Source organism: Phaeobacter sp. B1627, from assembly GCF_006265095.1.
GTDB lineage: Bacteria > Pseudomonadota > Alphaproteobacteria > Rhodobacterales > Rhodobacteraceae > Epibacterium.
Genome location: NZ_VCNK01000008.1, coordinates 12,864 through 29,590 on the forward strand (window position 1 = coordinate 12,864; position 16,727 = coordinate 29,590).

Below are 16,727 nucleotides of genomic sequence, written 5' to 3' on the forward strand. Positions count from 1 at the left end.
TATGATATAACAAATCAAAAGGACCCAATATGCACCGCTGCCTCCCCCTTTCATTTCTGATATCCAGCGTGATTTCCACGACCGCCATTGCCGAAACACCGCGCGTCGTCACCGATATCGCGCCCGTGCAAGGGCTGGTATCCCGTGTCATGGCAGGGATTTCGGAACCTGATATGTTGATCCCGCCAGGATCATCCCCGCACGCCTACAGCCTGCGCCCCTCAGACGCACGCGCCCTCTCCAGCGCCGATGTCGTCTTTTGGATCGGCGATGAGCTCGAAACATGGCTTGGCGATCCATTGGAGCAACTCGCAGGAGATGCGCGTATTGTTGCACTCCTCGACCTCCCGGGAACGCTGAATCTTCCCTTCCGAAATGACGCCATATTTGCAGAAGACCATCATTCCAGCGCGCACGATCACGAGGCTGGACACGACGAACATGACGAACATCATGACGACGAAGATGGTCACTCTGATCACGACCATGAGGATCACGACCAGGACCATGACGATCACGCCCATGACGGCCACGACCATGAGGGTATCGATCCCCATGCGTGGCTCGCGCCCGCCAATGGAAAGGTCTGGTTGGAAGTGATCGCAGAGGAACTCGCCGCCGTAGATCCGGATAACGCCGATCTGTATTTGAGCAATGCGCAGGCCGGACAGGCAGAGATCGATTTGGCCACATCTGCCATTCGGGAGAGCTTACCAACGAGCCATGGTGCATTCGTTGTGTTCCATGATGCCTACCAGTATTTTGAGCATAGCTTTGGACTTCGGTCCCTCGGTGCAATCTCGTTGGGGGATGCGACAGACCCCAGCGTTGCCCGGATTGCAGAAATTCGCGAAGCCGTAGCCAATGCCGGTGTGACCTGTGTCTTCTCGGAGCCGCAATTCAACCCTAGCCTTGTAGACACTGTGACCAAAGGCACAGAGGTCAAGGCGCATGTCATTGATCCGCTGGGATTGGAACTGGTGGCCGGCCCAGATTTCTACACAGACCTGCTCATTCAAACGGGACATCAATTCAGCGAGTGTCTTGCGCGCTGAGAAACGGGCACCCTGTGGTTTGCGGGGTGCCCCCTCAACTTGCGCGAACATTCACCGCGTCAAGACTGTGCCTGAGCTTTAGCGTGAAGTGAATGGTCGTCCCTTGCGTTACCCCAGTATCGCACCATATTTCACCGTTGTGGCGCTTGGCAATTTTCGCGCAAGTGGCAAGGCCGAGACCACTGCCAGGTAGATCACTGCTGCGCTGCAAACGTTTGAACGGCTCGAATATTCGGGCCTGATACTCATCTGGTACGCCAATTCCATTGTCGGCAATCGAAAACTGGGTGCCACTGCTAATGGGCTTTGCGCTTATGTGGATCTGTGGCTGCTCTGTATTCCGATATTTGATGGAGTTTCCGATCAAATTCTGCAGCAACTGCGAGACATCCGGTGGAAAGCAGAAGACCTGAAGGTCATGAAGATCAACTGATAGCTGGGCGTCGGAATTGGCAATGTCCTGGGCGACCGCCATACAGGCAGATTCGACCAGGCTATCCGCCGATACCGACTCTGGAGCTCCTTCGCTGTGCGGATTGATATGGCTGGCGAGACGCTCGATCAGATCTGACATTTTGGTTACCGACCGTTTCATCAGGTCGAATTCGCGTTTGACTTCGTCTAGATCGCCCGCTTCGAAGTCTTCAAGTATCTGGTCACTCAGAAACTTTATGGCACGGATCGGTGCCCTGAGATCGTGGACCAAGACATCCGAGAATTGTTGAAGCTCTTTTTGATGCTCCTCGATCCGCCAACGCATCCGCGCAACCTGCAATCCGTTTCCGACCATGCGATGAAGAGCGCCGGGATGGATAGCAGATTTAGCAATGTAATCCGCGGCGCCGCTGAGAATCGCACTTTTTGCGATTTCTTCATCGCCTTGTCCGGTCATAATGAAAATTACGGATCGAGGCCAATGCCGAAAAAAACTGGAAAGCAAATCTATTCCGGAAACCCCAGGGAGAAGATAATCCAGAAATATGACCTGAATGTCTTCTTCTTTGAATTCTAAAGCAGCGTCCCCGTTCTCAGCTTCCAGAATTTTTGCGTTCGGGTAGAGAGAAGATAAATGCCGTCGCATAAGTTTGCGATCACCACTGTCGTCATCAACGATGAGCAAGCTTTTATCATCCATCTCAATACCCCGTTTGGTTGTGATGTTCGTCTCAGTATCGAACCAGAGGTGACCTGGGCTTTATTCAACACCGGTATTTAATCGGCAAATCCATGCGATCGGAACGCGGGGACATTTCAGGTATTCAATCTCTGATAGACCCCGCGAATTTCAATTTCATGCAGTTTTGGTTTTCGGTGCTCCGGCCATTTCCTGCAGTCTCCCTTTATCATCATCAATAGAAACCAGACCGTCGCAGTTGCAGACTTGAAAAGGTTCATGTGATTTCAATTTGACGACAGGTGACCGATATTTTTCGATACTGGGCCCGTAAGGGCGATCCGGGAATTTTGAATTGCAATCTTCACTGGAATTCAAAATTGGAAGGTCCGGCCTACTGTATACGTCTGCGCAATTCGGTGACGGTCAAACGTCTGCCCTCTCCAACGACGGTCTCCAGGTCATCCATGAAGCAAACCAGATCTTTCGCGCTTCGTTCAAACATGGACAGGTTGGACAGGAGCGTGGGATCCACTGAATCGTCGCTGCGGGCCTGCATTTTGACAGAGCGAACGCCCATCATACTGCGGCGGAGAAGCTCCCGCATTTCCGGACCGCAACTTACCATAAAGCGCTCAAAGACCGATTTCAGTTCCGACTCTGATGCACGCGCATCCGTCAAGGCGCCGTACAAGGCGCGACGCTCTATGGCCGACGTCACTGATTTGATCAGCGCATCCACAGACAGCTCGTCTTTGACAATATAGTCGGCGCATCCCCGGCGCATTGCCTCAACAGCGATGTGATAGTCAACCGACGAGGTGAGCATAATCGGGATAGCGCTCACCTGATCTTCATGAGACATCAGAACGCCCAGGGCATCCAGCCCTGTGTCCATACCAAGATTGTGATCAATAAAAACAAGGTCGAAGCTCTCAATATCGAGACATTCGCGCATCTCGGCCAGGTTGGCGGCTTCGGTAAAATCGACCATCAACCCTGCCTTTCGGCAAATTTTCAGAAGCCGCATCCGGTCGATTTCGTCATCATCTATGGATAGCACGTTCAGCAGCACGGGTTTTGCACCGGACGTCAACGCGTAGTCTGGCAATTGTACTTTGGACATATCTTGACCTCTACTCATACTAGGCGGCGTTTCTGGACCGCGGTTTCGCAACCAGTGAAACCAACTGAACTGTACCACCCCAGAACTGGCGTTCTCAGAGGAAAGAGTCGTCGAATTGAATTAATGAACTCCTTTCGGATATGAAAAAAGAGGCCGCCTATACTTATAATCGCAGAAGGTGGAAATTTTTTGCGTCTACTTCACGACCATTGCCCCGGATGGCCGACTCCAGAGTCAGGGGAATCGGCCATCCGGCAACTTGGCAAGCCTGCTAGGCCAAGCTCGGCAGCCAGAGAACGATCGCTGGGAAAGCGACAAGCAAAGCAATGGTCACAGCGTCTGCCACAAAGAACGGGGTGACGCCCCGGAATACATCCTGCACCGAAAGGTCATCGCGAACCCCGGCAACCACAAAACAATTCAGGCCGATCGGAGGCGTGATCAGACAGAACTCTGCCATTTTCACCACCAGTATCCCGAACCAGATTGCGCACATCGGCCCCGACATTCCGAAAGCAGACTCCGCCGCAGAGACGGTTTCACCGCCATTCAGCGCCATGACCGCGGGATAGACGACCGGCAAGGTCAGGAGCAGCATGCCGATTGCGTCCATGAACATCCCAAGGACCGCGTATGCGAGCAAAATGCATATCAGGATGAGCATCGGGGGCGAATTCAGCGAGGCAATCCAATCTGCAAATGCATGCGGAAGGTCGGCAAACCCAAGGAACCGGACGTAGATCAGGACACCCCAGATGATGGTGAAGATCATCACTGTCAGCTTGGCCGTTTCCAACAGCGCGTCGATCAGCTGGCGCAGCCGCATGCCCCTGATCAGCGCCACGACAAACACGATGAAGGCGCCGACAGCACCGCCTTCGGTCGGGGTCCCCCAGGCTTCGCCGAAGGGATTATAGACGAAGAAGATGATGATCACGACGACCGCAAAAATCGGCAGTGCCGGAGGAAGAGACACAAAGCGCTCCTTCCATGTGTAACCCGTCACCGGGGGGCCGACGGATTTGAAAATCATGGCGATCGCAATGATCAGACCGGCATAGACGACGGCAGAGAACGCTCCGGGGATAAATCCAGCAAGCAGAAGCTTTCCAACGTCCTGCTCCACGATGATTGCGTAAATCACCAAGATTGCAGAGGGCGGGATCAACGAAGCCAGCGTGCCCCCCGCAGCCACCACGCCCGCTGCGAAACGTTTGTTGTATCCTGCCGCAAGCATTTCAGGGATGCCAATTCTTGCGAAGACCGCAGCCGTGGCAACCGACGCGCCAGAGACAGCCGCAAAGCCCGCTGTTGCAAAGACAGTCGATACTGCCAGGCCGCCAGGAACCCAGGCGATCCATCGTTTGGCCGCTTCGAACAAAGCGCCTGTCAGCTTCGCATAATAGGCGAGATAGCCGATGAGGATGAACGTCGGGATCAAGCTCAGAGCCTGGCTGGAGACCTTCGAGTGTGGAACCTGCCCGGCGATTTTGACGCTGATCTCCACCGCTTTGGTGAAGCGTTCCGGATCATATCCGAAACCGCTCCAACGCAGCCAGACAAGGCCTATGAACCCTGCCAAACCGGCGGCAAAGGCAACTCGCATACCAAGAATGACCAGAAACAGCATGCCACCGGTGACACAGATGCCGATTTGAATTTCACTCATTTCGACCCCTCCTTGAGTTGCTCTGCCTCGGCTGCCGCCTGATCAGCGATGGATTGGATCAGGGGAACAGCGGGGGGGGAGTCGATATTGAGAAAGAATGCGCGTGCATAGGCCATGAGCTGCAGGATCAAGCGTGCGGACAGAATGGTCAGGGCAACAGGCACAATCAGCTTGGACGGCCAGATCGGCAGGCCGATGTCGATCGAGCTGTCCCGGGAACACAAGGGGCGTGCACAGTCGAAAGACCGGTCAAAATGGGCCCACGAGCCCCAGACCAGAGCCAAAACAAGTACGAGCATGCACAGGACGGTGATAAATTCAAACAACCACAGGGCCCGTCCGTGCAGGCGCCCCACCAGGATATCCATGCGGATGTGCCCACCCTCGCGCTGAACGTAGGAAACGCCCAGGATCGCAATCAGCGGCATCAGGGTTTCGATATAGTCGACGTAGCCGGGCAATGGCCCGTCCATCAGCCCAATCTTGTCGAAAAGCGGAGCCAGAAATGTCCGGTCAAGCTGACGCCCCGCTACAGAATATGCCGCGAGAAACATGAGCGAGAATGCTGCTACTCCGCTGGCGAGTGCCGTAGCGCGTTCGATTGGCAACAGCGCCCTGTCCAGCCTGGAGAGCAGGCTGGAGTCGCTGAGCACGGTGGATGAGCCTGCCATTCCTGTGTCCGTTCAATGTGGGGTTGAGTGTTTGAGAACGCAAATACGCCGGCCTCGGACAACTCGGCCCGAGCCCGGCGCATTCCCGATGGCGATCAGTTGCCGCTGCGATGGGCGGCAAGTGTCTCGGTTACAAGATCATACAATTCCTGTCCCGGAAGACCCTGAGCTTCCATGTCTTTGATCCAGGCCTCGCGGATGGGATCCGCCGCCTGAGCGCGGAACTCAGCGATGACCTCGTCTGAAAGCTCGACTTTCTCGACACCTTTTTCAGCCAGCACCTCGTCCCATTTCTTCAGCAGCTCGCCGTAGTTGGACAGGTAATAATCCAATGCTTCGGGCACCGAGCTATCCAGCGCCTCGCGCTCTGCATCGGACAGGCTTTCGTAGGCGTCTATATTGACAACCACGGGGCAGTTGACAGTGCCGGGATTGAGGTTCGCGGTCCACCACTCAGCGCGGTTGATCGTGCCGAAACTCAGGTGGGCGTGCTGTGCGAAGGCAACAGTGTCCACAACACCGGATTCCATGGCCTGATAGGCTTCGGAGGAGGTCACAGATGTCGGAACGGCCCCGACGGCCTTGAAGGCCTCACCAATCCCGCCGGTGGCGCGGACACGCATTCCTTCGAACTCCGCAAGCTCATCCCGGGGCGTGCCGGTGCCGACGAGGTTGTATTGCGGCATCGGGGAGGTCATCAGCAGTTTGGCGTTCCATTGCGCCATTTCTTCTGTGGCTGCTGGATGGTTGTAAACCGCCGCAGATACAGCGACTTCTTCTTCCAGATTGGAAACGCCGAGGAAAGGCAGCTCCAGTACCGTAATCACCCGGTTCTTGTCGCGGTGATACCCCGCACAGAACTGCGCCATTTCAAACGCACCGATGGAGATCCCATCAAGGTTCTCACGGTTTTTCGACAGGCCACCGTAGCTGATGTTCATGGTGAAGGCGCCGTCGGTCTTTTCGGAAACCAGCTCAGCCAGTTTCTCAACATGTTCGGTGAAGGCGCGGCGCTTTCCCCAAACCGACACGTTCCATTCTGTCGCCATTGCCTCTGCTGCAAAAGCACAACTCAGTGTCGCGACAGCCGTCAGCCCTAGAAATTTCTTCATGATTTTCCTCCCCATCTGCGCATCAGGCGTGCGCTGTACCGGGCTAAGATCGCCGGTATGTGGCAGTTTGCCAACCCAAAATTTGTCACTGTCCGCAATAGTCACGCATCAGTTTCTCCGTATGATCAACGCCGAAGGACAGGCCGGCCCATATGTAGGGCCCGGCGCAGTTTCCGGCGGTCATACGGGCAGAGGTGCCATCGGACGGTCCTCAGGTGCCAAATCAGACCGAAGCTACCATATCGATTTCCAGCAACGTTGGCCCCTTGAGCGGCAAGAGATCGGCGAGGGCTTCGGCGAGTTCCGTTGGCGATGTGCACCTGTACTGCAATCGATATGCGGATGCGATTGCACCGAAATCTGGTGCGCCCGGATGGCATCCGGTGGCCGAGATCCCCGCGTCTTCCATCGAATTTGCGATTTCAAGGAAAGCGTTGTTGTTCCAGACCACAAACAGAATGGGAAGATTTTCATCGCTGGCCACCCCCAACTCCGGCAGGGTGAACTGAGCCCCTCCATCGCCCATCAAGGCGATAACCGGGGCACCGGGATCCGCAAGAGCCGCGCCAATCGCGGCAGGGATCGCGTATCCAAGCGCACCAAAACCGGTTGCTCCGTTGAACCAGCCGCCCGGTCGGTCATGATCGTAGGCCAGGTTTGCGGCATACACCGCCTGCGTCGAGTCGCCGACCATCACAGATCCGGGCAGGGCGGCGCGCAGCGTTTCAACTTGCGAAATCAACTGGCCGTAGCCCGGAGCCAGTCGTTCGACTTCGTCGCGGGCTGCCCTTCTGGACGCATCCGCGCGGGCCGCGCCGTCTGATGCTGTCTTGGCCTTTGCATGCGCCGCAAGAAGGGGCAGGCAAATGTCTACATCCCCTTCCAAAACGGCCCGGGCCGGGTGGCGGGAGAGTTGCTCTGGGCAAATATCGATCCGGATCAGGTTCGCCATCTCCGGGTAGGTGCCGGTGGCGTACATATCGTAGTCGGTCGGGCCCAGCTCTGTACCAAGCGCCAGAACGCAATCCGCCTCCTCCAGCAACGCGCGCACCGATTTCAGCGATGGGCTGGCGGCAACGATGAGCGGATGAGCATGCATCAACCCTCGGGCATTCACCGTCTGCACAACCGGAGCGTCCAGCTTTTCAGAAAGACATCTGAGTGCCGCATCCTGTCGGCGGCACCCGCCACCAGCCAGGATCACCGGTCGGCGGCTTTGGGAAAGATGTTCAAAAATCTCCTGCAGGTCTGGCTGCGCGGGCGTTCCTGGACGGTTGCCAGACAGGCGTTCTGGTCCCTCCAGGGGCATTACATCGGTCGGGACCTCAATGTGAACCGGCGCGGGCCGTCCCCGCAGCGCATCGAAGGACCGGATCAGGGCATTCTCAAGATCATCAGCCGAGCTTATGCGTTCCGAATGTTTTGCAACAGTGGCGGACAGGCCAAGCTGGTCAGGCAGTTCGTGCAGCAATCCAAGACCTCTGCCCAGACTGTCGCGCCTGTTTACCCCAGTGACCACCAACATGGGCACACTGTCCGCACGGGCCTGCGCCATGGCCGTCAGAGTGTTCACCAGACCAGGACCGGTGATCACAAACACCACCCCGGGTTTACCGGAAACCCGCGCATAGCCATCGGCCATAAAGCCCGCGCCCTGCTCATGGCGCGGTGTAATATGCCGGATATCAGCGCCCTCGATCCCCCTATAGAGCTCGATCGTGTGGACTCCGGGGATGCCAAAGACAATCTCGACACCCCGCGCAACGAGATTTCGGGCGAGCGCCTGTCCAACCGTTTTCATTGATCGTGTCCTTGTGGAGGGAGAATTTGACCCGTGCTCAATCCAGATCGATGGGCCCTAGTATGGCGAAAATCGCGAACTCGGCGACGGCGATCAATTGCTCGGTCGGCAGCATATCCGGAAGCATGGAGCCCTCAAGCCAAAGCCCGTCCAGCACGGCGTTGCAGGCGATGGCCTTTTGCTCAACGAGGGCTGGCTCCGCTGGTTGTTTCTGAGCTGCCTGAGCCTCAATAATCAGGGGTTCCAGAGCATCCCGAAACCCAAGGTAGGTCTCCATGTGGATCTGCTTCATACGTGCATCATGTGGCACCATCTGAATGAACCCCGCCCAGACCTGAAGCGCGGCGCCATCCGTGACCGGGGGCGAAAGCGTGTCCCGAATGCACTGCCTGATCCGGTCTTTCAGCGGGCGACCCATGTCGGTCGCCGCCGCGAGTGACGCCTGCGCCATTTTTCGCATGTGATAGGCATAGGCCGCATACATCAGGTCTTCTTTGGTGTTAAAGTGATGTCGAATGAGACTGAATGCGACCCCAGCCTCGGCAGATATTTCCCTGACCGTCGCGGCCGATACGCCTTTTCGGGCAATCACCCTCAGGGTGGCCTCGATCAACTGAACCCGGCGTTGCTCTGGGCTTTCGCGACGAAATTTTGGTTTGCTGTCAGGCATTCAAAGCTCCACATGCTTACTGCACATTTGTACAATAATGGGGCGGAAGCAAGATGATTTTTCTCCCGTCCCGGACAGGATTGCGTGGCACCCGCCTGCGAAAACCGATCGCATCGAACCGGCGTGACGCGTGAGACGGTGGAGGAGACCGGCCCAGCAGGGTCGAAGTCTGCATTTTCCCGTTGAATATATACGTTGCACCCCTTGGAGCGGCTTCATAGGTTCGGAAGGGAAGCGCCGGATTGGTTGGATCATATGACGGTTAAAAACCCATATCTATACATACAGCTCCTACTTCTGGTGCTAGGCGCGATAAGTGTAGGACCACAGCCGACGTTGGCGGATACACTTCGTATCTTTGCGGCCGCGAGCGTGAAAACGGCGCTGGACGAGACGATCGAGGACTTTGAACGGGGGACGGGGCATACCGTGCTGGCATCCTATGGGGGATCTTCGGCTCTGGCCCGACAGATTTCCTTGGGCGCCCCTGCCGATATCTTCCTCTCCGCCAATGAGGCGTGGATGGATTATCTGGACGAAAAAGACCTGTTGGTTGACGGCAGCCGGGAAGATTTGTTTCGAAACCAGCTGGTTATCGTGTCAGCTCAGGGAGAAGAGGGGCTACAAACCCTGTCAGAATTGCCGGCAGCACTAGGCCAGAGGCGCCTCGCCATGGCTCAAACAGATGCGGTTCCTGCCGGGATTTATGGCAAATCGGCGTTGCAATCCTCCGGGATCTGGCAAGCGCTTGTGCCCTTTGTCGCGGAAACAGACAATGTTCGCGCAGCGCTGGCGCTTGTTGCGAGCGGAGCGACGCCATATGGTATCGTTTATGCCACCGACGCCACCGCAGAGCCCCGGGTCACGATCGCGCTACATATTGATGACCGCATACACCCCCCCATTGTGTACCCCGTCGCCGCACTCAGATCTTCGGATGCCGGGGATGCTTTCCTGAAGTTCCTTCACTCTCCGCTCGCTCAGCAACGCTTTGTCGGACAAGGGTTTTTGCCCTTGAAATCCAGCTGATGCAGGAGAGCTACTTTTGGCTTGGCCCCAATGAGTGGCTTGCGGTCCGCCTGTCGATAAAAGTCGCCTTCTGGGCGACGCTGATCAGCCTCCCCTTCGGGATACTGGTGGCCTATATTCTTGCGCGCCGGACATTTCCGGGCAAGCAGATCCTGAATGGGCTGGTTCATCTGCCGCTCATCCTGCCGCCTGTCGTTACGGGCTATTTGCTGCTTCTGACCTTCGGGCCAATGGGGCCCATCGGACGTTTGCTCGAACCTCTCGGATTAACCGTCGCCTTTCGCTGGACCGGGGCATCGCTCGCGGCGGGCATCATGGGGTTCCCCTTGCTGGTTCGGTCTTTGCGGCTCTCGTTCGAGCTGATTGATCCCGGTCTGGAACGGGCCGCCGCCACGCTCGGCGCGTCACCCGCGTGGATATTCATGAGCGTTTCGCTTCCTCTGGCTCTCCCGGGGCTGCTGGCAGGATCAACGCTGGCCTTTGCAAAAGCGATGGGAGAGTTCGGCGCCACGATTACTTTCGTCGCGAATATCCCCGGCGAGACCCAGACCTTGCCTTCGGCGATCTACGCGCTTTTACAAGTTCCCGGCGGTGAAGGACCGGCGCTCAAATTGATTTTGGTCTCTGTGGTTCTGTCATTCTCGGCGCTTCTTCTGTCCGAGTTTCTGAACCGTCGACTTGCCTCGGGCCTGACACGGACATGAAGATCGAGATAGACCTCTGCCTTCAGCAAGGGCGATTTACCCTCGATGCGACGTTTTCGGTTCCATCGGGGCTGACGGTAATTTTTGGCAGGTCTGGATCGGGCAAGACAACCCTGATCAACGCAGTTGCGGGTCTTTTGAAACCGGACCGGGGGCAGATAAAGGTCGGCGAAACCGTTCTGTTTGATGCCGCTTCGAGGATCTCTCTACCTCCCCGCAAGCGGCGATTGGGGTATATATTCCAGGATGCCCGCCTGTTTCCACACCTCTCGGTCCAAAGGAACCTGTTCTACGGCCGCCGCCTGATCCCCGCACGGGGCCGCACCGGCGATCAGGATCAGGTCATCGAAATGCTTGGCCTGAGATCCCTGCTCAACCAATATCCGGCGCATCTGTCAGGTGGTGAAAAACAACGTGTCGCAATCGGTCGGGCGCTCTTGGCCTCCCCTGACCTGATCCTGGCCGATGAACCGCTTGCTGCGCTCGATTTGCCCCGCAAACTGGAAATCCTGCCATACTTCGAACGCATCCGAGATGAGATGGGTGTGCCGATCCTCTACGTGACCCACTCCGCGGCCGAGGTCGCACGGCTGGCAACAACTGTCGTTGTGCTGGATGGCGGGCGCGTGACGCAAGTCGGACCCGCAAGCGAGGTTTTGTCGGATCCCAACGTGGTTCCGACCGGTGTTCGCAGCGTCGGCTCGGTATTGCAGGCAACATTGGTCAGCCATCATGAAGACGGGCTGAGCGAGCTGGACGCAGGCGGCGTGGCGCTGTTTGTCCCCCGCGTCGACAGGCCCATCGGCACGCGGATGCGCATGAGGATCTCCGCCCATGAAGTCATCCTGTCCAATCGCATGCCGGAAGGGTTGTCGGCCCTCAACGTGATACCCGGCACCGTCGGCTCCATTCGGGCAGGAGAGGGTCCCGGGGCGCTTGTAACCCTGCAAACGCAATCGGGTCCGATTGTCGCGCGCATCACGCAGAGATCCGCAAACCTGCTTGGCCTTGCACCCGGAACCCAGGCTTTTGCGATTGTGAAATCAGTCGCCATCGCACCCGAGGACATCGGTGGGGGAGGGTCTTCTGCACCGACCGGTATTTTATAGATAATATATTATTGGCATTTATCATCCGATCCTCTATAGCGCGCAATATGTTCACCACTCCGAGATCCGCAGATGCGGGCGAGGTACATCGGCCAATGATTGATGTCCAAAATGTCAGTTTGACCTTGGGTGGGCGTAGCGTGCTACGGGACATTTCGCTCACACTCTCGGAACGGCGTATCGCCATTGTGGGTAGCAACGGCAGTGGCAAGAGCAGTTTCGCTCGGCTGTTGAATGGTCTCCATCTTCCGACCGATGGTCAGGTTTTGGTAGACGGGCTGAACTCCCGGTCGGATGGCCGCAAAATCCGACAGAGCGTAGGGTTCGTCTTTCAGAACCCCGACAATCAGATCGTGTTTCCAATCGTGGAAGAGGACGTGGCCTATGGTTTGAAGAACCATGGTCTGTCCCCAGCCGAGCGCGAGGCAAAGGTTCAGAATATCCTGCAACGCTACGATTTGATCGGACTCCGGCACCAACCCTCTCATACGCTTAGTGGTGGCCAGAAACAGTTGCTCGCCATTTCCGGCGTCCTCGTCATGGAGCCCCGTTACATCGTCTTTGACGAACCCACGACCCTGCTTGACCTCAGGAACAAACTGAAGGTTCAGCAGGCTATCGCATCCCTGAGCCAGACCGCGATCGTCGTCACCCATGACCTTGATCTTGTGTCGGATTTTGACCGCGTCATCGTGTTTGATGAGGGTCGGGTCGTGGCCGACGATCATCCGGACACGGCCCTGCGCCGCTATATCGAGGCCATGCAGGATGCTTGATCTCTACCAGGCGGGCACATCGCCGGTCCACATGCTCAAACCCGGGTGGAAGATCCTGTGTCTTGCCGCGGTCGGCAGCGCATTGTTCGCTGTGGATCACATCGGTTTTTCAACCGCAATGCTGGCCGCCACGTTGGTCCTGTACCGTATTGCAGGCTTGCCGCTCTCCCGGGCTTGGGGACAGATCCGGCCGGCCGTATGGGTGTTCGGCTTGATCTTCGCAGCCCAGGTCATATTCAACAGCTGGATTATCGGGCTGTATGTTCTGATCCGGCTTGCCGTCTTGCTCATGCTTGCCGGTCTTCTGACCCTGACCACAAGATCCAGCGATATGATCGATGGTATAAACGCAGGACTTGGGCCATTGCGCCGCATCGGAGTGAATCCAGAGCGCGTCAGTCTCGCGATTTCTCTCACGCTGCGTTTCATCCCGGTCCTGTCCCATGTCGTCCACGACGTGAGAGAGGCGCAACGCGCCCGCGGCTTGGATCGCAACATCCTCTCACTGGCGATCCCCGCAATCATACGCACCATCCGAATGGCAGACGAAGTCTCTGATGCGATTGACGCGCGCGGATCGTGAAATCCACACACCACATGCAACACAAAGGAAAGAAAATGACCACTAAGGATACCGTCTATATTGCCCTGTTTGCGGCTCTGACGGCAGCTCTTGGGCTCATTCCCCAGATCACCCTGGCAACCGGCGTCCCGATCACAGCCCAATCGATGGGTATTATGCTCGCCGGCGCATTGTTGGGAGCCAAACGTGGCGGCCTGGCGATCGTATTGTTTCTGGCTCTGGTGGCTATCGGTCTGCCACTCCTGGCCGGAGGGCGCGGCGGCGCGGGCGTGTTCTTTGGCGCCTCAGGCGGGTTTTTACTTGGCTTTCCGATTGGCGCATTTGTGATCGGGTTTCTGTTCGATCGCCACGCCGGACGCCCCCCGTTTCTGCTGTCGCTGATTTACGTCCTCATCGGCGGCGTCGGAGTTGTCTATCTGCTGGGGGTTCCATGGCTGGCTCAAGTCGCTGATCTGACCCTCGGACAGGCGTTCACCGGGTCCATCGCCTTCGTGCCGGGCGACATAATCAAAGCTGTTCTGACGGTGATTATCGCCCGCGAAGTACGCAGGGCCCTCCCCGATCTCTGAAGACCGGCAGCATCATAAAAACCCCCATCGCCGCGCCTGTGTTGCGATGGGGAAACGCTCAACGCGTCGCCGCTTTCAACGAACAGGCGACCAATCTCACATCCGGAAAGCTACGGTTTTCCGCTATCATCGACGGCCTCGTTATCAATCTCCGGGCCGCCCGGACTGTCCTGGCTGTCGGTCAGATCCGGTTCCAGAATTGCGATCGCACCCTGCGACGCATTGTTGTTCCCGGTCATCAGAGCAAGCATTGCTGCCCCACTGGCAGAGCTATGTTCGGTCACCTCCGGACGCCTCCAGGTCAAGGTGTCAAAGCTCGCGCAGTTTTCGCACACGGGCATCCACTCGCCGTGGATATGGTTGCAGCTATCGCAAACCCACTGCGGACCGCGCGGCGCCGTCAGAGCGCGCGTCAGCCACCCCTGGACCAGCACATCGGCCCCGCCTTCCCCCTTTTCGATCGCGGCCATCAGCGTCAGCGCCCGGGCATCCGGAGCACGGTCCACAAGATCGCCCAGCGCGCGGCGCGCCCCCGGGAAATCCTCGGCCACGATCAGCAGTTCTGCGCGCACAAGCCTGGTTTCATCATGATCAGGTTTGAGCCTCAGCAGCGGTTCAAAGCGCTTCACCCGGTCCTGGGGCGATTCATCCGGGACGATTTCGGCAAAGGCCTGCGCCAGATCCGGATGGGGCTGCGCCTCCCAGGCTTTTTTGAGGATGCGAACCGCGTTGCGCGGTTTGCCTTTGGCTATATATCCACGCGCCGCGAGCGCAGCTGCGGGAACCAGATCCGGCGACAACCGGTTGGCCTCGATGGCCTGTTCCTGCTGCTCGGGCGTGGCAAGCTCTGACAACAGTGCCTTGGACGAAGACAGAGCCAGCACAGCATCGCGCCGTTTGAAAACTTCACGTGGCAAAGTGCCTGTCTTGAGTTTGGTGGCCAGCGTCTGGCGCGCGCCGGCCCAATCCTCTGCCTGCGCCTGCAGTCGCAACAAAGTATCCTGAACTTCTTCGTGTTTCGGCCTGAGAGCCAGCGCTTTCTCGGCCAGATGTCGGGCCGTCTCGGTATCGCCTTCCGAGAGTTTCTGCTTCATGATTCCGCGCACCCCCACAAAGCGGGTGGACTGGTCAGCTAGCAGCCTCTTGTATGCCTCTGATGCCTTTCGGGTGTCTCCGGCCATCTCGGCAGCCTGGGCAACAACCAGATCGGTAAGCGCCGGATCCTGCAGATAGCGTTCGGCACGCGCGGCTTTGGACAGAGCCGTGCGGCCCTCACCGACGGCCAGCGCCATCAGGCTGTCAGCAAGCGCCTGATATCCACGCCGCTCCCGCCCCTTGTCAAAATACCGCGACAGCGCGGTTTCGTCGCCATTCAGAAACCGCAGCGTCGCAACCAGCAATGACAGCAGTTTGAACAACAGCCAGGTGGCCAGCATCAAACCCAGCAAAGCGAGAACAGAGGTCAGCGCCCCAAGTGTGTATTCCGTGCCCGCGACCGTTATCTGCACGCCGCCGGCAGTTTCCATCAACACACCTGCGCCAAAAGCAAGCAGTGCGACAATCGAAACGAAAACAAGAATCTTTAACAATGACCAGAGCATGGCAGCGTCCTTAATTGGCGTTCAGGCTTTGCGACAGAGCTACGGTGGCGGCTTCTGCGTCAAGACGGGTTTTGGCAGCCATTTGCCATTCGGAAACAGCGGCCTGACCTGCCTCGGGTAGGTTGGTCAGCTCCTGCAGGGCCTCTGCAATACGGCCTTCGTTCACCGCAGCCCCCACACGGGACAGGATCGCATCAGGATCATCCCCCTCCTTGGGCACGACTGATCGCGCACCAAGATGGCGTTGCATGAAATCAAGCAGGCTGCCCGTATCTTTCGTCTCTTCACGCGCGGCCGCGAGTGCGCTCCGGGCGACAGGCGGAAACTGGTCCTGCAACCCCGATAAAGTGGCGACACCAGTGTCCGCTACGGTCTTCAGCGCGTCGGGAACGGAGACCTGAAGCTGTGAAAGTTCGTCCAACAGCCCGGAAAACGGCAGGCCGGCATCAAGCGCAGATCGCAATCTTGCCACCACGGATTGCGCGGATGCAATACGTGCGGCTTCGGCGCTGATCCGCTCCATGTCCTGTGCTTCTGCGACCATCCGTTCCACCTCGGCCTGCTGTTCGCTCAGGCTGTCGCGCACGCGTTCCAGTTCTGCCTCAAATCCGGCGACGACATCCTCGGACAGGCTTGCTGTGAGGGGGCGCGATTCCAACTCTGCCACCTTGTCAGAAAGCGCGCGAAGGGTCTGCTCCATCTCGGCGCTGGCATCGGTCGCGTCTTGTTGCGCGCTTTGGTCGTTCACTGCGGCTTCGAGCGCATCGACGCGGGCAAGAATCGGACCCAGATCAGGGACATCAATCTCCGCCACGGAGCTGCGCAGACGCGCAAGCTCTGATGTCATCGTCGCCTGCGCCGTCTCAAGAGGTTCCAGATTTACGGGGGTGTCACGCAGCGATGGCGGCAAGAAGCTATCCAGAAACTGCCCCTTCCCGGCGACAAATCCGATCAGCGCAGCAACTACTCCTCCGAGCAGAGCGGTGCCGAAGCCCCCGCGTTTTTCTACAATGCGCTCCTGGATGACGGGCAAGGGCATGGATTGGTCCGCACTCCTATCCTCGGTCTCGGTCTCGGTCTCGGTCTCGGTCTCGGTCTCGGTCTCGGTCTCGGTCTCGGTCTCGGTCTCGGTCTCGGT

Annotated in this window: 16 protein-coding genes; 7 read left to right on the plus strand and 9 right to left on the minus strand. The window is 57.7% G+C overall.

Translation table 11 applies throughout. From position 1 onward, the window contains the following. The first annotated feature begins 29 nt into the window (after positions 1-29). A complete protein-coding gene (locus tag FGE21_RS05855; RefSeq protein ID WP_139662362.1) occupies positions 30-1,055 on the plus strand; it encodes a zinc ABC transporter substrate-binding protein in 1,026 nt (341 codons plus the stop codon). Between the two features lie 34 nt (positions 1,056-1,089). On the opposite strand, the gene FGE21_RS05860 is transcribed toward FGE21_RS05855, so the two are convergent. The 7 genes from FGE21_RS05860 to FGE21_RS05890 all read right to left on the minus strand — a co-directional run bounded on the left by FGE21_RS05860 (position 1,090) and on the right by FGE21_RS05890 (position 9,218). After that, positions 1,090-2,190 carry an ATP-binding protein gene (locus FGE21_RS05860; protein ID WP_139662363.1) on the minus strand — a complete coding sequence of 367 codons (1,101 nt, stop codon included), beginning with the start codon at positions 2,188-2,190 and terminating at the stop codon, positions 1,090-1,092. 373 nt (positions 2,191-2,563) lie between these two features. Beyond that, the gene (locus tag FGE21_RS05865) at positions 2,564-3,295 is read right to left on the minus strand and encodes a response regulator (protein WP_139662364.1); all 732 of its coding nucleotides are present in this window, start codon (positions 3,293-3,295) and stop codon (positions 2,564-2,566) included. Between the two features lie 271 nt (positions 3,296-3,566). Next, entirely contained in the window at positions 3,567-4,964 is a 1,398-nt protein-coding gene (locus FGE21_RS05870) for a TRAP transporter large permease (protein WP_139662365.1), read from the minus strand. After that, complete coding sequence (locus FGE21_RS05875) at positions 4,961-5,635, minus strand: TRAP transporter small permease subunit (protein WP_139662366.1); 675 nt, start codon at positions 5,633-5,635, stop codon at positions 4,961-4,963. The genes FGE21_RS05870 and FGE21_RS05875 overlap by 4 nt, the downstream gene beginning before the upstream one ends. A gap of 95 nt (positions 5,636-5,730) precedes the next feature. After that, positions 5,731-6,747 carry a C4-dicarboxylate TRAP transporter substrate-binding protein gene (locus FGE21_RS05880; RefSeq protein ID WP_139662367.1) on the minus strand — a complete coding sequence of 339 codons (1,017 nt, stop codon included), beginning with the start codon at positions 6,745-6,747 and terminating at the stop codon, positions 5,731-5,733. A 223-nt stretch (positions 6,748-6,970) separates the two neighbouring features. Further along, the gene (locus FGE21_RS05885) at positions 6,971-8,548 is read right to left on the minus strand and encodes a 5-guanidino-2-oxopentanoate decarboxylase (RefSeq protein ID WP_139662368.1); all 1,578 of its coding nucleotides are present in this window, start codon (positions 8,546-8,548) and stop codon (positions 6,971-6,973) included. Between the two features lie 37 nt (positions 8,549-8,585). Further along, positions 8,586-9,218, minus strand: coding sequence for a TetR/AcrR family transcriptional regulator (locus FGE21_RS05890; protein ID WP_139662369.1), 633 nt, complete (start codon positions 9,216-9,218; stop codon positions 8,586-8,588). 255 nt (positions 9,219-9,473) lie between these two features. Between FGE21_RS05890 and modA the strand changes: the two genes are divergently transcribed. The 6 genes from modA (at position 9,474) to FGE21_RS05920 (ending at position 13,988) form a co-directional block, all read left to right on the plus strand. Continuing rightward, positions 9,474-10,247 (plus strand): molybdate ABC transporter substrate-binding protein, encoded by a 774-nt coding sequence (modA, locus tag FGE21_RS05895; RefSeq protein WP_139662379.1) that lies wholly within the window; start codon positions 9,474-9,476, stop codon positions 10,245-10,247. Then, positions 10,247-10,951 (plus strand): molybdate ABC transporter permease subunit, encoded by a 705-nt coding sequence (gene modB, locus FGE21_RS05900; RefSeq protein WP_139662370.1) that lies wholly within the window; start codon positions 10,247-10,249, stop codon positions 10,949-10,951. Before modA ends, modB begins: the two co-directional genes overlap by 1 nt. Then, entirely contained in the window at positions 10,948-12,060 is a 1,113-nt protein-coding gene (modC, locus tag FGE21_RS05905; RefSeq protein WP_139662371.1) for a molybdenum ABC transporter ATP-binding protein, read from the plus strand. Before modB ends, modC begins: the two co-directional genes overlap by 4 nt. Positions 12,061-12,200: 140 nt before the next feature. After that, positions 12,201-12,836 (plus strand): energy-coupling factor ABC transporter ATP-binding protein, encoded by a 636-nt coding sequence (locus FGE21_RS05910; protein ID WP_370285485.1) that lies wholly within the window; start codon positions 12,201-12,203, stop codon positions 12,834-12,836. Next, positions 12,829-13,419 (plus strand): energy-coupling factor transporter transmembrane protein EcfT, encoded by a 591-nt coding sequence (locus FGE21_RS05915; protein WP_139662373.1) that lies wholly within the window; start codon positions 12,829-12,831, stop codon positions 13,417-13,419. The genes FGE21_RS05910 and FGE21_RS05915 overlap by 8 nt, the downstream gene beginning before the upstream one ends. 35 nt (positions 13,420-13,454) lie before the next feature. After that, positions 13,455-13,988, plus strand: coding sequence for a biotin transporter BioY (locus FGE21_RS05920; protein ID WP_139662374.1), 534 nt, complete (start codon positions 13,455-13,457; stop codon positions 13,986-13,988). Positions 13,989-14,098: 110 nt separating this feature from the next. On the opposite strand, the gene FGE21_RS05925 is transcribed toward FGE21_RS05920, so the two are convergent. After that, positions 14,099-15,589 carry a heme biosynthesis protein HemY gene (locus FGE21_RS05925; protein ID WP_139662375.1) on the minus strand — a complete coding sequence of 497 codons (1,491 nt, stop codon included), beginning with the start codon at positions 15,587-15,589 and terminating at the stop codon, positions 14,099-14,101. A 10-nt stretch (positions 15,590-15,599) separates the two neighbouring features. Beyond that, on the minus strand, positions 15,600-16,727 hold a 1,128-nt coding region (locus FGE21_RS20025; protein WP_176695370.1), incomplete at its 5' end, for a COG4223 family protein.

What these genes read in the sequence shown, in the direction of transcription:
- FGE21_RS05855 (WP_139662362.1), top strand. Translation starts at nt 30, where the DNA reads ATGCACCGCTGCCTCCCCCTTTCATTTCTGATATCCAGCGTGATTTCC.
- FGE21_RS05860 (WP_139662363.1), bottom strand. Translation starts at nt 2,190, where the DNA reads ATGGATGATAAAAGCTTGCTCATCGTTGATGACGACAGTGGTGATCGC.
- FGE21_RS05865 (WP_139662364.1), bottom strand. Translation starts at nt 3,295, where the DNA reads ATGTCCAAAGTACAATTGCCAGACTACGCGTTGACGTCCGGTGCAAAA.
- FGE21_RS05870 (WP_139662365.1), bottom strand. Translation starts at nt 4,964, where the DNA reads ATGAGTGAAATTCAAATCGGCATCTGTGTCACCGGTGGCATGCTGTTT.
- FGE21_RS05875 (WP_139662366.1), bottom strand. Translation starts at nt 5,635, where the DNA reads ATGGCAGGCTCATCCACCGTGCTCAGCGACTCCAGCCTGCTCTCCAGG.
- FGE21_RS05880 (WP_139662367.1), bottom strand. Translation starts at nt 6,747, where the DNA reads ATGAAGAAATTTCTAGGGCTGACGGCTGTCGCGACACTGAGTTGTGCT.
- FGE21_RS05885 (WP_139662368.1), bottom strand. Translation starts at nt 8,548, where the DNA reads ATGAAAACGGTTGGACAGGCGCTCGCCCGAAATCTCGTTGCGCGGGGT.
- FGE21_RS05890 (WP_139662369.1), bottom strand. Translation starts at nt 9,218, where the DNA reads ATGCCTGACAGCAAACCAAAATTTCGTCGCGAAAGCCCAGAGCAACGC.
- modA (WP_139662379.1), top strand. Translation starts at nt 9,474, where the DNA reads ATGACGGTTAAAAACCCATATCTATACATACAGCTCCTACTTCTGGTG.
- modB (WP_139662370.1), top strand. Translation starts at nt 10,247, where the DNA reads ATGCAGGAGAGCTACTTTTGGCTTGGCCCCAATGAGTGGCTTGCGGTC.
- modC (WP_139662371.1), top strand. Translation starts at nt 10,948, where the DNA reads ATGAAGATCGAGATAGACCTCTGCCTTCAGCAAGGGCGATTTACCCTC.
- FGE21_RS05915 (WP_139662373.1), top strand. Translation starts at nt 12,829, where the DNA reads ATGCTTGATCTCTACCAGGCGGGCACATCGCCGGTCCACATGCTCAAA.
- FGE21_RS05920 (WP_139662374.1), top strand. Translation starts at nt 13,455, where the DNA reads ATGACCACTAAGGATACCGTCTATATTGCCCTGTTTGCGGCTCTGACG.
- FGE21_RS05925 (WP_139662375.1), bottom strand. Translation starts at nt 15,589, where the DNA reads ATGCTCTGGTCATTGTTAAAGATTCTTGTTTTCGTTTCGATTGTCGCA.